This is a genomic window from Vibrio sp. GJ43-1 (assembly GCF_055808835.1).
In genome coordinates this window covers 1,661,723-1,677,720 of the sequence record NZ_CM147884.1, presented here as the reverse complement: position 1 = coordinate 1,677,720, position 15,998 = coordinate 1,661,723, and the positions used below count along the sequence as shown (strand labels likewise).

The 15,998-nt window shown below is 44.4% G+C and carries 11 protein-coding genes and 3 pseudogenes; 3 read left to right on the top strand and 11 right to left on the bottom strand.

Going from position 1 to position 15,998, the window contains the following annotated elements:
• Positions 1 to 43: 43 nt before the first annotated feature.
• The 9 genes and pseudogenes from AC0L66_RS08110 to AC0L66_RS08070 form a co-directional block, all read right to left on the bottom strand.
• Positions 44 to 893: pseudogene (locus AC0L66_RS08110) on the bottom strand (type II secretion system F family protein).
• Positions 890 to 1,794, bottom strand: a pseudogene (locus AC0L66_RS08105) (type II secretion system F family protein). Before AC0L66_RS08105 ends, AC0L66_RS08110 begins: the two co-directional pseudogenes overlap by 4 nt.
• A 1-nt stretch (position 1,795) precedes the next feature.
• Positions 1,796 to 3,067 (bottom strand): CpaF family protein, encoded by a 1,272-nt coding sequence (locus AC0L66_RS08100; protein WP_265673127.1) that lies wholly within the window; start codon positions 3,065 to 3,067, stop codon positions 1,796 to 1,798.
• Complete coding sequence (locus tag AC0L66_RS08095; protein ID WP_473569057.1) at positions 3,064 to 4,305, bottom strand: CpaE/TadZ family protein; 1,242 nt, start codon at positions 4,303 to 4,305, stop codon at positions 3,064 to 3,066. Before AC0L66_RS08095 ends, AC0L66_RS08100 begins: the two co-directional genes overlap by 4 nt.
• Positions 4,306 to 4,345: 40 nt before the next feature.
• Positions 4,346 to 4,786, bottom strand: a complete 441-nt coding sequence (locus AC0L66_RS08090) for a hypothetical protein (protein WP_473569055.1) — start codon at positions 4,784 to 4,786, stop codon at positions 4,346 to 4,348.
• Positions 4,783 to 6,144 carry a type II and III secretion system protein family protein gene (locus tag AC0L66_RS08085; protein ID WP_390902879.1) on the bottom strand — a complete coding sequence of 454 codons (1,362 nt, stop codon included), beginning with the start codon at positions 6,142 to 6,144 and terminating at the stop codon, positions 4,783 to 4,785. The genes AC0L66_RS08090 and AC0L66_RS08085 overlap by 4 nt, the downstream gene beginning before the upstream one ends.
• 8 nt (positions 6,145 to 6,152) lie before the next feature.
• Positions 6,153 to 6,980 carry an RcpC/CpaB family pilus assembly protein gene (locus AC0L66_RS08080; RefSeq protein ID WP_473569053.1) on the bottom strand — a complete coding sequence of 276 codons (828 nt, stop codon included), beginning with the start codon at positions 6,978 to 6,980 and terminating at the stop codon, positions 6,153 to 6,155.
• A 3-nt stretch (positions 6,981 to 6,983) separates the two neighbouring features.
• Positions 6,984 to 7,493, bottom strand: coding sequence for an A24 family peptidase (locus tag AC0L66_RS08075; RefSeq protein WP_473569051.1), 510 nt, complete (start codon positions 7,491 to 7,493; stop codon positions 6,984 to 6,986).
• A 15-nt stretch (positions 7,494 to 7,508) separates the two neighbouring features.
• Complete coding sequence (locus AC0L66_RS08070) at positions 7,509 to 7,715, bottom strand: Flp family type IVb pilin (RefSeq protein WP_473569049.1); 207 nt, start codon at positions 7,713 to 7,715, stop codon at positions 7,509 to 7,511.
• Positions 7,716 to 8,196: 481 nt separating this feature from the next.
• On the opposite strand from AC0L66_RS08070, the gene AC0L66_RS08065 reads away from it, so the two are divergent.
• From AC0L66_RS08065 to AC0L66_RS08055, 3 genes and pseudogenes are all read left to right on the top strand, one after another.
• Positions 8,197 to 9,087 (top strand): LysR family transcriptional regulator, encoded by an 891-nt coding sequence (locus tag AC0L66_RS08065; RefSeq protein ID WP_265673134.1) that lies wholly within the window; start codon positions 8,197 to 8,199, stop codon positions 9,085 to 9,087.
• A 221-nt stretch (positions 9,088 to 9,308) separates the two neighbouring features.
• Positions 9,309 to 11,069, top strand: coding sequence for a gamma-glutamyltransferase (ggt, locus tag AC0L66_RS08060; protein ID WP_473569047.1), 1,761 nt, complete (start codon positions 9,309 to 9,311; stop codon positions 11,067 to 11,069).
• Positions 11,070 to 11,221: 152 nt separating this feature from the next.
• Positions 11,222 to 13,288: pseudogene (locus AC0L66_RS08055) on the top strand (alpha-amylase family glycosyl hydrolase).
• Between the two features lie 129 nt (positions 13,289 to 13,417).
• On the opposite strand, the gene AC0L66_RS08050 reads toward AC0L66_RS08055, so the two are convergent.
• Together AC0L66_RS08050 and AC0L66_RS08045 are read right to left on the bottom strand one after the other, a co-directional pair.
• Positions 13,418 to 14,875: a glyceraldehyde-3-phosphate dehydrogenase gene (locus AC0L66_RS08050; RefSeq protein WP_265673136.1), complete on the bottom strand. Its 1,458-nt coding sequence runs from the start codon at positions 14,873 to 14,875 to the stop codon at positions 13,418 to 13,420.
• A gap of 306 nt (positions 14,876 to 15,181) precedes the next feature.
• On the bottom strand, positions 15,182 to 15,949 hold the full coding sequence (locus AC0L66_RS08045; RefSeq protein ID WP_265673137.1) for a siderophore-interacting protein: 768 nt from the start codon (positions 15,947 to 15,949) through the stop codon (positions 15,182 to 15,184).
• Between the last annotated feature and the right edge of the window lie 49 nt (positions 15,950 to 15,998).

Sequence of the window (15,998 nt, the reverse complement as noted above, 5' to 3'; positions counted from 1 at the left end):
GACATTCCATCGCATAGTATTTCGCATACCTTTTCGCATAGCACTAACCACCAATATTTATCGACATCTGCATAATGCCAGGTGCAAGAATTAAAATTACGATAGGAAACATGATAAATAAAATGAGTGGCACACTCATTTTTGCTGACAATCGACCCACTTTTTCTTCTACCGTTAGAATTTGTATTTTTCTCATGTCTTCCGCTAGATCACTGAGTACCTGAGCCACCGATGTGCCATATTGCAAGTTTTGGATAAGCGTCAAAACAAAACTTCTTACCCATAAGCGTGGGTAATCGCTCGCTCAGATCATCCAAGGCTTTTTCCAACCCTTTTATCTTGGCTGAGTCCGATGTCCGTTTAATCTGATAACAGAGGTCGCCATCAAAAGCCTCTAGCTCTTTTGCTAAATAAATTAGCGTCGCTTCTATTGTCATCCCTGTCTGCACACACACCGACATCATGTCCAATAGATAAGGCAGCTGACTCGAGGTTTTACCAATGAGCGCTTTACGACGAGCTTCCAGCATTAAGTCTGGTACGATAATTACCCCTATCAAGGTGAATAGTCCCGCCAATATTTTGTTGGTATCAGACAGCTCCGAAAAGAAAACTCCGACACAAGCCAGCACAAGAAATAGTATCTTGGCGGGGAAGTAATACTTCGCCCATTCTTTGTTGTAATAGCCAGCATTAACCAGCTTTTGCTCAAGCTCTTTTTGATTCCCCTTGCCAAATCTAACCAACAAGCGATTAACTGTACTAGGGCCTCGCTGTACGTCTTCACCAATAAAGTTGGCAACGCGCTTGCGGCGCTGCTCATGACGCAGTGCATTAACGATAAAGTAAAATAAGGCCGCCAATACGACAGAAAAAGCAATAAGCAAAATCATGTGCGTACGCCCCTTACTAGTAACCAAACAATAGATAAACCAATAAATTCACTACCCACCACGTAATACAAGATGTATTGCCCTCGCTCATCGTGAAGGATAAAGTCGACACTGCCGGGATTGATATACTGAAGAAGTATGGTGAAAGCCAGTGGAATGGCTGCGACAATCTTGGCCGATATTCGCGCTTCTGATGTCATTGCCATTTTCTTCTTATCTAATGTACGCGCATCCACTAAAACGCGAATAAGTCGGGCGAGCACCCCTTTTAGTTGCCCTCCGCGGCTAATATTCGCTTTGAGCGTCACCGTAAAAAATAGAAATTCTGGGTAGGGATAATTTTTACACGCACGTTGCAATACTATTTCTGGCGGTTCACCCATTTTCAGTCGCTCGCCCATCATTTTAAACTCGCGGCCAATACTGTTGTCCATCGAACCACCCACGTAGGTGATCGCCTGCATTAAGCTATCGCCAGCCGTTACCGCGCTCATTAAGATGTTCAACGCATCAGGAAAGGTGTTCTCAAAGTCTTTGCGCTTTTTGTTAGATAGGTAACGGTATCCCACTAACAGTGACACCACGACCATCGCGACTGATATCCAAATGTTACCCATCTTCAAGAGGTCAAACACCAGATACCAAGCGCCGACAAGGCTGCCGACGGTATACAGCAAAATGTAGACTGGAAAACGTGGCCCAAGCACTTGTAGCGTAGGAGAGATAGAGTCTTTAAATTTTTGCCACTTCCGCTTAGCTAAGCCAAAGTGCCGACATTCACCGCTTTTAGGTTCTCGACTTCCACGCTTTCTATAGCAAAAAAATGGTCGATTTTTTTCGCTTTCGAGCTCTGCGTTAATAGCAAGACAATGGCAAAGAGAATTAAAGAGATCCACAACATGCTACGCCCCTCGAAATGACGCCATTAGGTCATCATACAAGCCAAAGAACTGCGCTTTTTTTGCCAGCTCTGAACGCTGCATAATGCCGTTCGTTACGAAATCACCTTGAACCGTATCGCTGTAGTGAGATTCGTCATATTGAAAACGATAGATCTCTTCCATGACGACACTGTCACCTTCAAGGCCAACGACCTCTGAGATACTGGTGATTTTTCTTGAGCCATCTCGCAGCCTATTCACTTGCACGATAAGCTGTACCGCACTCACTATCGTGCGGCGGATCGCATCCAATGGCTGATTTAGGTTCGCCATCATCACCATCGACTCAACACGAGCAATCGCATCGCGGGGGGTATTGGCGTGAAGAGTAGACATGGAACCATCGTGACCAGTGTTCATCGCCTGAAGCATTTCAAATGCCTCTGAGCCACGACACTCACCTAAGATAATGCGATCAGGTCGCATACGAAGGGCATTAATCACCAAGTCACGCTGTGACACCGCACCTGTCTGTTCAATACTTGAGGTGCGAGTTTCCAAACGAACAAGGTTGGGCTGTTGTAAACGCAATTCTGCCGCATCTTCAATGGTAATCACCCGCTCATCGTCAGCAATATAATTAGACAGCGCGTTAAGTAAAGTCGTTTTACCTGAACCCGTACCGCCTGAAATCAAAATATTCATGCGGCAACGCGACGCAATCATCAACACGCGAGCCATGTCCATGGACATAGAACCGAACCCAATCAAATCTTCAAAGCCAATGTTTTGTTCGCGGAATTTACGAATCGAAATCGAGGTGCCATCGAGTGCGATTGGCGGGATAACAATATTGACACGACTGCCGTCTTCTAGACGTGCGTCTACGGTCGGTGACAATTCATCTACACGTCGGCCTACTCGTGAAGCTATGCGTTTTGCAATGGACAACAGCAACTCTTCATTAACGAAGGTGACTTCCGATTGCTGCACCTTACCGTGACGCTCGAAGAAAATATGATTAGGACCGTTCACCATAATGTCGGTGATCGACTGATCTTCGATTAATGGCTGTAATGGACCAAGACCAAATAGCTCATCAATGAGGCTTTTCACCAAGCCTGATTTCATCACTGAGGTAATTGGTCTTTGATAATTCGACGCCAATAAGTCAACCGCACTTTGGATTTGAGATTCAAGATCTCTGCGGCTCATTTTTTGTACTGCTTCGGCATCGAGCGCTTCAAATATCTGGCTACGAAATGCTAAATACAGATCTTTGTTTGAACTCATTTGTTATTTGCCCTCTTCAACCAGTTAGTCCATCCCTTCGACTCCAGTGGTTGACCGTTGATAAGCTTCATTAGTGCATCCATAGAGCGGCTGATATTCCGGTCGTGCTTATGGGCACGTTTACCATCAATAATGATGTGAGAGAGGTTTTTGCAATAGGCAATCTCTAGGTCAATATCAGCGCCAACGTATTTTTTAAGATCCGCGGATTGCAAAACAAACGCGTTTTCTGGTCGATGATAATTGGCAACAGTGATAACTCGAGTTCGCTTCGACAAGGTAAGCTGAAGGTTTTCAATGCGCTCATACAGTCGTTTTGCATTTCGCACCGCTGACACCGATGGGTCCAAAACAATGACCACAACATCAAAAGTATCCACTAACAATTGCGCTTCCACTTTAAAGTCAACGCTGCCTGAAAAATCTTCAACAATAAAGTTGGTATTTCGAGCCAGTAACTCGCATAACGTCTGATTATAATTAAGAATATCGGTTTGACTCATGTTGCCGTCGATGGACAGTAACCTTAGATTTTTACGTGCCGGGTGGAGATAACTCAACGCCCCTTCTTCATCCATTTCATGTAAGGGCGCGGTAAATTCGTCAATAGCTTTGGGTTTAAACTCTTTTAAACCCATCATCACATCAATATTGCTATCGGTATACTGATGATCAACAAGAATGGTATCGGTACCTTGTGTCGATAATAAAGAGCTTAGTTCAGCGGTAATAAAAGACGTCCCCGTCCCGCCTTTAGCCCCGACAATCGCGACACGTTTTGCTTTACGTTGTTGACTCACCCCTGAAAAGGTTTTGAGGTTTTTATTTACATGCGTTAGAAAGTCGGCGAATTCTTGTTTATTCACTGGCCAAAAAACGTAATAAAAACCCATCTCTTTCAAAGAACGGAGTGTTGAGATGGCATCTTCTTTACCAATCACGACGACGCCTTTATGAGTTGGCAACTTACTTGCGAACGCTTTAGCATCTTCAACAACATTTTTCGATTCATTAAGTTCTAACAGCACAATCTGACTGGTTTGCTGTTCCGAAAACTTGCCAATGCCTTGGCTCGATTTCAAGCACGTTGGGTCACTCCAACCTTCAAAGCGAAATATCTCCGTGACCAAGTCTAAACATTCTTGCGATTGGTACACGAGCGTACAACCTGAGACACCTTTAATCGTTTTCGGTGCTGACTTAGTCTTGGTGCTCAGCGCCTTAGAAAGATCAAACATTATTGAGCTCCCGTAATACGTGATTTATTGGCGACTTGCTTCAATCGCGCCGATTCAGAAAAGCAATTAAGTTGCGAATGCTCGACACCAAACTGTACTCGGATTGGCACTGCTCTGTTTTTAACACGTAGAAACTGACCTGAAGTTTAATATCGGTCAGCAGTTGCTTATTGTTTACCAAAACAACCTTATCATTCTTCAATTGAAGTCGCGGGTACGACGCCAACGATTGATCTAACAGTGCTTTAGCGGCTTTATTTTTATATTCGATAACGTAGCGTGCACCCGTGTCTTGATCTTCAATGGTGGAGAATAACGCCTCCAGTTGTGACTGGGCGCGCGCTGTATCTTGTACCGACATTTCGATGGTGTGCTTTTGTTGGTACACCAACGCCTCTAACCCGTTACCAGCAAAATAGCGCTCAGCGGCGCATCCGGAGAGCATGATTAACAGGCTGACTATCAACAGTTGTTTCATCATTGAATAAACCCTCCCTGTGACAACAATCGGATCGTGGCATCCGAAGGTGTGGCGTAACCATGATCGGTGTCGATGTTCAGCCAGCGAACTAAGGTGGATGTCTTTTTCATAAAAGGAAGTTGAATATCGGCAGGTTTGATTGGCTGAACCAAATTTACCGTCGCAACAATAATAAGTTCAGTACGCTTTCTTTCTGTTACCGATTTTCGAAACGCGGCACCAATAACAGGCACATCGCCAATCAATGGGATTTTTTGCATTTTTTCGAAATCAGCGCTACTCATTAAACCGCCTAGAACAAAACTGTCGCCGTCAGCGAGTTCGATGGTGGTCATGGCGCGACGAGACGCAAGTTGAGGTACTTCAATGCCCGCCGCTTTGATGTATTTTTCTATCTCACTCACTTCAGGGAAAAGCTGCATGCGAATTTTATCTTCACTAAGCACCTTCGCTGTGAGATCAAGTTTGATACCAAACTCTTTAAAAGTGATATTGACGTTATTGTTGGTAGAAACGATAACCGGGACTTCGCCACCCACTAGAAAACTCGCCGATTCACCAGATAGTACCGTAAGGTTGGGCTCAGCCAACACTTGGGCAATGTCTTCATTACCTAGGGCATTAATCACGGTTGCCAAGTTTGCTGCTTCAAATTGGTTGAAAACAAACTCACCAGCGCTGGCACCGAGTGAGCCCCAATCCACCCCGATAGTTTCACCAAATGATTCCGTTACTTGAGCAACAGAAATCTTTACATTCACTTGTTGTACCGTCGCGACTTCTAAACGCTCGACAATGCCTTCCCAAGTCATGTTTCTGGCAAACACCATGCTTTCTGGCTCTTCGAGTTTCACATTCTCTGAAGTAAATTCAATTTTCTCAGCTTTGTCATACCTTTCAGTTTTGTCTCGTCCCAATAGCGTGGCGACCAAGCGGTAGACATCGTCTCGGTCCTGTTCTGAGCTGACAATGCCACTGACCGCCACTTGCTCACCTATGGATTGCAATTTGATATCAAAATCTGGGAAGTGAAACTTAATCTGGCGACGAACTTGAGTTAAATCCAAGTCAACGATAATACGATCCGATAACAACACATCTTCTGCCATACCGTAGACAATCAATCTTGACTGCCCCATACCGTTAGCAAACACCACTAAAGTCGTCTCATTAATGATCTTGTAATCGGCGACATCTGGATTACTAATAAATACCTTACCAATTGGTACAGGTAGCTGAATATGACGTCCATCATTTAAGGTTATATAGCGATCGGCAGCCAGCGCGGCTTGACTGATAAACAGTGCATAAAAACCAAACCATAAGGTCAATAGAAAACGAAAAATCGTTGTGGTCATGGGACCCATTACATGGCCTCTCTTGGGTTGCTGACATTGCCACGAAACTCTTCCACACCGACATAATTGTCCATAATGGTTCGCACTTCCGCGTAAGTCGGTTTTTGGTAAGTTTGACTGCGATAAATTTCGATATGCATGGTTCTTTGTGCCAAAGCGAGCCTCGCGAGATCGTCTGGGTGCACCTCTATCACGATTGTGGTGAGCCCTTTTTCTTTCACTGGGGCACGCGCAGATACGACATCACTGTCACCGCTATCATCGCCAACGTTCAATACTTTGACATGCTTAAGAAACATCGAGGCTTTCACCCCTTTAAAATGCTTAGGCTTATCCGCATTCGCGGCTAGATTAACATTAGGTGAGCTCACGGTAAGTACATCGATATACGCACCGGGGCGGATGTAGTCATTGATGAGGTTTTTGTCGCTAACTTGCAGGGGATACAGCGTCATACCGTCGGTAATTAACAGGTCGATATAACCAGGTTGGCTGCGGTTGGTTTGATATTCAGCCATGACAATGGCGCCTTGGTGAATATCGGTATTGGTGAGCGTGCTAGGGTCAAAGTCCACCTTGGTATCATTTTTTATACCAAACTTTAGTGCGTCACTAAGCGGCAGTTGCGTTTTTCTGACAAGGTCGGTCGAGATCGGTGAACCTTTTAAAATTGGCTCAACCGCTTTCCATACCGTAACATGACGCTCTTCGACAACTTCAATCACAGGTTCACTAGTCTCTACCTGTTCTGGTGCCTTCTTCATTAAATCAACGAGGCCCACGACCCCGACAATCAAAGCCACTAAAGCAATGAGTAAAACAATTCTTGAACGCATGAGCTATATTCGCTGTTGTTTAAAGTAATTGTTGAGATTGCAGTTGATGGCTGGCAATCGTGAGAAAAAGCCAACGCTGATTGCTACTCCGTAAGGAAGTGTCACATCTTGAATTAGACTACCTGGTGTCATACGGTGTTTTAAGTAGTAAAACAGAATTAATACACCACCACTGTATGCCGTCAACATTAAGGCCTCGACCAATTGAGGCAATGGAAGAGCTAACGCTAGAATGGCAGCAAACTTAACATCTCCAGCGCCAATGTAGCCTAAAGCAAATGTAAGTAAGCCAAACGCCATTATAATGATAAACGGTACGATATTTATCGCATCTATTCCTAAAAATAATAGTTGTGATATCAACAATACTAGTAACAGCTTGTTTGGTAGCACTCTACTTCGAATATCTAATATCGCTAACAAACAGCAGAATAAGAGCGTAACCGCGATATAAAGCATTTCAATTCTCATATAGTCACGTCCTCGAGCTTCTTTTTCAAAGCTCGAAGACATTTTCAACTGCTTTTTTTACGGTGTTTTAAGTTTGTCTTCTACTGTTTTGAATGCCGCCGTTAGCGCTTCAATAAGAGTTCCATCACCCGATGCAAAAATAATCCCTAAAACTGAAGCCATCGCCACTGCAATTAGGCCGTATTCAATGGCAGTTACGCCACGCTCGTCATTTTTAAATGAAGTCATGAACGAAGCAGCTTTTACATATAGTGTTGTTAACATAGTTTTCCCTTTTATAAGTTTTCCCCAAAGCAAGCCCCATTTTAATTAACTATTCATCTTGTATAAAAATACCTGCTATCGATAGAATCGATAGTAGGTGATTGAAAATCAGGCGCAATTACAATACCAGGCTATGAAAATCAAACAAATTAAATAAAAACAACACCTTATACAAACAAAGAAATGGAATGAATTAATATGAAAAAGATTTCACCCAGAAGCGTAAGTGTGGCAGAGGTCACACATTTAGAATTTTACATTCTTTTACACTACTGCTAAATGCCACTCTCACTTCATATTTACATGCGCAATAGAGCAAAAATACTAAGCCAATTTTGTGACTTGAGTTTATTTTGCCTATTTATATTGTCTTATCTTTATTTGCTTGTTGTAAACTTGCCGATGAATCGGTATCGTTTTAGCGATAATTATATATAAAAATATTAGTAACGCTTATTATGTCACGCGCCGGGGTCTATTCATGAAACTACAGTTCGAAAATATTGTTTCGTTTGTAGCGGTGGTCAACGAGGGTTCTTTTAGCTCTGCCGCTAGAAAACTGGGCAAATCTCAATCGACTGTTAGCACTGCAATTCAAAACTTAGAGTCAGACTTAGGCTTTGATTTGTTTTGTCGAAAAAACGCTAAGATATCTCTTACTCATAAAGGGAGACGACTATTCCACTTGTCTACTCCTGTTATAGGAAAATATAAAGAGCTCATTACCACAGCACAACAAATGAACATCTCTGAGCAGATCGTCTATCGTGTGGGTATTGACCCCCTAGTCTTCAACAATAACGTAAAACAAACCTTACTTGAATTTTCCGATGCATTTCCAAATGTAGACTTACACGTGGTCACAAAACCAAGCTTTATTCTTGGTAATTACCTGAGTGAAGGAAAAATCGATCTTGCATTAGGGAACCCTTACCATAAAACCAATAATGACTTTAATATCGAAGAATTATTTCAGGCAAACTGCTGGTGGGTCAGTCATGAAAAAGTACAACTTGACGATGAAGCCAATCCCCCTCGAATCTTGCTAATGGATGGCGTAGATGAGCTATTAAACCTCTCCCATGTCGCCTCCAATAACTTATGGCGGTTAGATGATCTCAATACCATAGTTGACCTATGTGCCGCGCAAAAAGGCATTGCGCTGTTGCCTGAGTATATTCTCGACCAATATAATCGTAGTAAAGGTCTGCGTATCATCAGTGACCACCCCAATTTCTACGGCAAAAAAGTGGTCGCGTCGTTATTTTGGCCAATCCATTCTGATTTTGGTTTATTCAATAGCTGGATAAAAAGCCAGCTCAAGCGTACCGCATTAGAGCCACAAGAATTTATTGCTGATTTAGCACAATAATTCTGCGCTGATACCACTCAGCAGTCAGGTACTATTTTGGTTGCCAATAGCGCCTGACTGCTTCGTTTTGTCACGTTATGACGTTACAGTTCAAATTATCCGCCAAATTTCGATAGCCCTGCCACTAAAACCCGTCTTCGCACATCGCTTTCGTTGCTAACTGACCACTTGTCACCGAGACTTACCTGTATCAAACCAAAATGACGAGATAAGGAATTAACATGTTTTTGTGTGTGCCTGTTAAACACATGCTGCCATTACTTTTATTTGCAGTGAGTAGTAACGCTTATTCTTCACAGCAAGCCACTGATGCGTTTGCACCAGAAACCACCACTGCACTTGAAACGAAATCTATTGTCACCGCAAAAGATTGGATGGTGACAGCTGCTAACCCCACCGCGAGCCGTAAGCAGGTTGCCGACGTTCTCGCCAGAGGCGGCAATGCCATTGATGCCATGGTGGCTATTCAGTTGACGCTCGGTCTTGTGGAACCTCAATCTAGTGGTATTGGCGGCGGCTCTTTTTTAGTCTATTGGGATGCAAAAGACAACAATCTAACGACTTATGATGGTCGGGAAACAGCGCCACTCAACGCCACGGGCGATCTTTTTATTGATGATAACGGTCAACCAATGAAGTTCTACGATGCCGTTGTTGGCGGGCGATCCGTAGGCACGCCAGGTACCGTTAAATTACTGTGGGATACTCACCAAAAGTACGGGAAGCTGGACTGGGCATCATTGATTGAACCCAGCATCGCCCTTGCGACCCAAGGTTTCCCAATCAGCGCCAGACTGGCTGCTTTGATAGAAAAAGATAAAGCTTTCTTGTCTCGCCACCCTGAGACACGTCACTATTTGTTGCAAGGCGACGGCAAAGCGAAGACGCAAGGCACTGTGCTTAAGAACCCAGATTACGCCCTTACTCTGTCATTAATCGCGAGTAAAGGTGCTGATGGATTCTATGATGGCCCGGTCGCACAATCGATCGTCGATGCTGTCCACAATGCAAAAGGCAATCCTGGTCTGTTAAGTCGAGAGGACCTCACTCAATATTCAGTGGTGCAACGTACGCCTGTCTGCGCACCCTACAAGCAATACGATGTTTGCGGGATGGGACCACCAAGCAGCGGCGCGCTGACCATTGGTCAAATACTGATGACAATTGAGCCTTTTAATCTTGCCACCCTCGGCGCAAATAACCCAATCAGCTGGCAGATTCTCGCCGACGCTTCTCGTCTGGCGTTCGCTGACCGAGGGATGTACATGGCCGATAGCGACTTCTTTGATGTGCCAACAACTGAGTTATTAAATACAGACTATATAGCAACCAGAAGCGCGCTCATTAAGCCTAAAAAAGCCCTAACATCTGCCCCACATGGTACTCCTGTGGCGAACTTAGCTAGTCTGTCGAAAGACCAATCTCTCGAGCTACCCTCCACCACGCATTTTAATGTTATCGATTCTGAAGGTAATGTGGTGTCAATGACATCATCGGTGGAAAATGTGTTTGGTTCGCGGGTTATGGCATCTGGCTTTATTCTTAACAATGAGCTGACCGACTTCTCTTTTGTGGCTGAGAAAAACGGCGAACCTGTTGCCAATCGTCTTGAACCTGGTAAAAGACCACGCTCTTCTATGGCCCCTACCATCGTCATGAAAGATGATAAACCCTACATGGCCATTGGCTCTCCTGGCGGCAGCCGCATTATTGGCTATGTCGCACAAAGTATTATCGCGCATGTCGACTGGGGAATGGATATTCAGCAAGCGATCAATCAACCTAAAATGATCAATCGCTTTGGGGAGATGGATATAGAAGCCAACACAGCACTTTCCGAATTTTCTCAGCAATTTGAAAGCATGGGCTATTCCGTTAAAGCGAGAGACCTTAATTCAGGGTTACACACCATTCGCATCTCAGAAAATGGATTAGAAGGCGCCGCAGACCCAAGGCGAGAAGGTGTCGCCATCGGAAAGTAGTCCTCATTCTCATACATAAAGTGTACAAACCTAGAGGCTCATCACGCTAAAATCCCACAATTTAGGACCGAGCGTGATGGTCCTCTCTCAGCCTTCTATCTCCTCCCTATTTGGTCTCTAAATGGAGGATTTTTCTCTCCATAATCGCAGCGATAATTCACGGTGCCCTACCCATAATTAGAAAAGGACATCACGTGAAACCGATAAAAACCGCACTTTGCCTTTCCATTACCAGCGCTTTAATCTTTGGCTGTGCTTCCGAATCAAACTCACCATCAGAACAGGCGAAAACACCACTTTATAGCTGTGACAACTCCAACATTTCAGCCGCTAATGATCTTAGAATCTATCAAGTCATGGTCGAAAGCTTCGTTAATGGTGACAATAGTATTGGTCATGGTACTGGCTATGGAACCAGCCATCACATGGGTGATATACAAGGTATTATCGATTCACTCGACTACATTCAGTCACTCGGTATGAACGGCCTATGGCTAACGCCTATTTTCAATTCTGAGCCTATCGCTGGACAAGATCATTGGGCGGATAGACTGGATGCCACTGGCTACTTTGCGACTAACTATTTTGAAATTGACCCGCGCTTTGGCACTCTAGAGGATGCCAAAAAATTGGTCGATGAAGCTCATGCGCGCGGAATGTATGTCTTTTTCGATGGCGTATTTGGGCATCATAAAAGCAACGATCGTACCGTCACCTAGCGGCTTAACACCTGCTGGTAGTGATAACCCCGTCCGCTATCCAGAGAGTCTCCCTTTTACAAAGAAGTCGCCGAATATTGGATTAAGGAGCTTAAAATTGACGGATGGCGTCTCGACCAAGCGTATCAAGTCCCGACGCAAGCCTGGCAGGAAATTCGTAAAACGGTCGATGAAGCCTCTCAATCTGTCACGTATGCCAACCAAGCGGGTAATCAGGTTAATCCTTTAGGTTACATGGTGGCGGAAATTTGGGTAGGTGAGAACAAAATCATTGAAACGGGCTACGGCTCTAACGAGTCACCAGCGCTTTGTTCGGCCTTTGATTTTCCTGTGCGCTATCGACTTGTAGAAACCTTAGCCGTGAATGAATCTGGCGTAGGCGGCAAAACAGGTGAATGGATAGCAGAAGGTATGAACCTTCATGCCCTGTATCCAGACCATGCCAAACCAAACCTTATGTTAGGAAACCATGACCTAGTCCGTTTTGGCGACCTTATTCAACGAGGTAATCTGGCCGAACCTGTCGATGATGGTTACTGGCAGCGCTATAAAGCGGCCATCTCATTCCAAGCGGCCTATACGGGACCAATCACACTCTATTACGGAGACGAAATTGGGGATGAATTGGCAGGCTTCTCGAATCGCATTGAAAATGACTGTGCCATTATTGGAAAGTGCGATGACCACGTGGCTCGGACAAGTGGTCGCATAGAAGGCATCAATACCACGCTGAATTCTCAACAAGCTAATCTTAAGGCATACGTTAGTGAATTAATGGTGCTGAGAGCACAGCATCCAGCGCTATCTAAAGGCTCGCGCACCAATGTTTTAGCAGACCAGGTCAGTTATGCTGATGTCAAACAATACCAAGGTGAGTCGATTCTTTACCTCCTCAATGTTTCAGACAGCGACCAGAAAATATCCATATCCAGTGACACTATCGCCTCCTCCTCTACATTGACTGACTTACAATCGGACGAAAAAATCGCGCTGTCTTCAGGATTCTACACGATCGCGCTGTCGCCATTTGAAGGACGTTTTCTTCGCATTGATCAGCCAACTGATGCCGCTCCAATAGGGCTGATTGCCGCCTCTGCTACCAGCACGGGCGATACATTCATGAGCGCTTGTGATAACCCAACATTGCCAGAGGCAGGTCCCATCGATGAATCACTCTACGTTGTAGGTGACTTTAGCGATTCAAACTGGAAACATACGTCGTCACGAGCTTTTGAATATAAAGGCAACGGCGTCTATCAAGTCGTGGCGAACGAAAAACCCGGCAGCTATCGTATGCAATACGCCACAAAAGATTGGAAACCTCAATTCACAGCGGAAGGACTAAGCGTAAAGCTTGGTCAAGAGAACACACTAAAGTTTGGGGGCTACGGTAAAGATACCGCAGTGACGATCCTTGACGAAGGGCGCTATGTCTGGAGCTTAAAGTTTGATGAGATTGGCACACCTTTAACGATCTTAGCGGCAAAGTGCATTAACTAAAAAGTGCGTTAACGGATCAATACGCTAACTGATTTGTCACTCTATTAGACGGCATATAAAAACTAGGTGTCACATAAAAAACCGCCACTGTTTTTAGAAAACAGTGGCGGTTTCAGTATCACGTTATCGTTAAGCCAGTGCTGGGTATGTCTTAAACTTCACGCCCATCATCTGTTCCATACAATGGACAACTTGGCAGCTATAGCCAAATTCATTGTCATACCAAATGTAAAGCACACAGCGGTTGTCTTGAGCAATCGTGGCTTGACCATCGATGATGCCTGGATGACGCGCTCCAACCAAATCAGTAGAGACAATTTCGGTGGAATCCGTGTAGTCAATTTGCGCGGCAAGTGACGACGTCAAGGAGATCTCTCGAAGGTAGGCATTCAACTCGTCTTTAGACACTGTCGTCTCAAGGTTTAAGTTCGCAACTGCCATTGATACATTTGGCGTCGGTACACGGATCGCGTTACCACTCAACTTACCTTCTAGCTCTGGAAGCGCTTTAGATACCGCTTTTGCCGCGCCAGTTGACGTAAGAACCATATTTAACGATGCAGAGCGACCTCGACGATCACCACTATGGTAATTATCGATGAGATTTTGATCGTTTGTATACGAGTGAACCGTTTCAATATGCCCTGACACGATACCGTATTTGTCATTAACAGCCTTAAGCGTTGGCGTAATGGCATTCGTCGTACAACTTGCTGCCGACACAATCGTATCGCTGTCTTGAATCGCATCATGATTCACACCAAATACGACGTTTTTAATTTCGCCTTTTCCTGGTGCCGTTAGTAGCACACGTTCTGCACCTTGACAGGCAACATGTTGGTTTAGACCTTCAGCGTCACGCCACACACCCGTATTATCAACAACGAGGGCATTATCGATGCCATAATGCGTGTAATTGACATCGGTAGGCGAATTCGCGTAAATAACCTGAATGTAATTACCATTGACGATCAGCGCCTTGTTCTCTTCGTCAACAACGATACTGCCGTTAAACTGACCGTGAACTGAATCTCGGCGTAATAAACTCGCACGCTTTTGTAGATCACCCTCTTTTCCGCCACGCACAACAATGGCACGCAAACGAAGTGGATAACCTGGACCACTTTTCTCAACTAGGATTCTCGTCAAAAGGCGCCCAATACGGCCAAACCCATAAAGCACAACATCTCGAGTTTCTTTGATGCCGTTGCTACTGATGCTTTCTGCCAATGAAGTCATCAAAAAGTCAGCGATGTTTTTATGGTCATCGTGAGACGCCCAGTATTGTTGGGCGAGTTGACCGATGTCGATACAACATGGCGACAAATCAAGCTCGATGAGTTTTTCTATTAGCGGTGCGGTTTGAGCAACATTGACAGATTGAGGAGCATAGTGACGAGAGACACGGTGGGTTTTAATAATATCAATCGTGGTGGCATTAACAAGCGTCTTACCAAACAACAGGATTTCCACGCCTTTTTCTCGATAGAGTCGACCTAGAATAGGTAAAATTGACTCAACAAGTGTTTGATTTAATTGCCATTGATTTTGATGAATTTCCGATTGCGAGATAGTGCTATTACTCATAGTACCTGGGGGACCTCTATCAGTTATTTGCGCCCCTCTTTTGTATGTAGGGTACAGAAGGCAAGACGCGTGTTTGGGATGTGATTATGTTGTTATTTTTCTGTGCGGGAGTGTAACAAGCAGATACTTAATCTGCTAGGAAAAATAAAGCCGAATATTAGCGGGGGATAACGTGATGTCGGTAGCATTTATTGCGGGGTTAAACGTAGGTCTAGCTGATTTGTTGGGAAATTTGGTGAGCTTATTTTATATAATTAATCAAACTCACCAATACGAGTGCAACAACCATCAGATTGACTAAAGTGTCTAACCTTCAAATTCATCGTGATCTTGTTTCTTAATCACTTTATGTCCATCCTCTGCCACCCCTTTTTTCCAATAGCTACTAATGTAAATATCGTCTTTAGGAATGGCTTTATCATTACGGAAAAACTGTCTCAGCCTCTTCATTTCATCAAACTCACACGCGCACCATACGTACGGTTCACCGCTTAGCCACGGCTGTGACATAGCGATCTTGGATACGGGTTCGGTTGTCCAAATAACGTCTATGCCTTGCGGTGCCTTGATCACTTGCTGGTCTGCCGCATCCATCAGTTGAATGATGGCATAGCCTTTGGCTTCTGCAGGTAGCTCTGCCAACTTCACCGATAGTGCTGGTAACGCTGTCATATCGGCATTGAAGAAAAACCAATCTTTATCAGTATTTACATTTTGAATCGCACCCGGACCGACGATGCTAATTTGATCGCCAATTTTCGCATCCATCGCCCAGCGACTGCCGAATCCACACAATTTGTCTTCGGTAATATGGGTGACAAAGTCCACCTCAATCTTGCCGTGTTCAATATCCAACCCACGTATCGTGTAGGTGCGCATTTTTGGTCGACTCTCCTCACTCAGATCGTTGAGTTCAGTCCCGCCATTTTGATTAAACAGGAACTTAATATAACTTCCGTTACTGTTAGGTTCGAATGTCTTTAATGCTTCAGATTGTAACGTGAGACGACGCATGTTTGGTGTCAAAGACTCGGAATGAATCAAGGTAAGCAATTTAGGTGAAGGCTTTTTCATAGAACACGCTTATTAATGATTATTGTTATCATTAATTTTACCACAGACT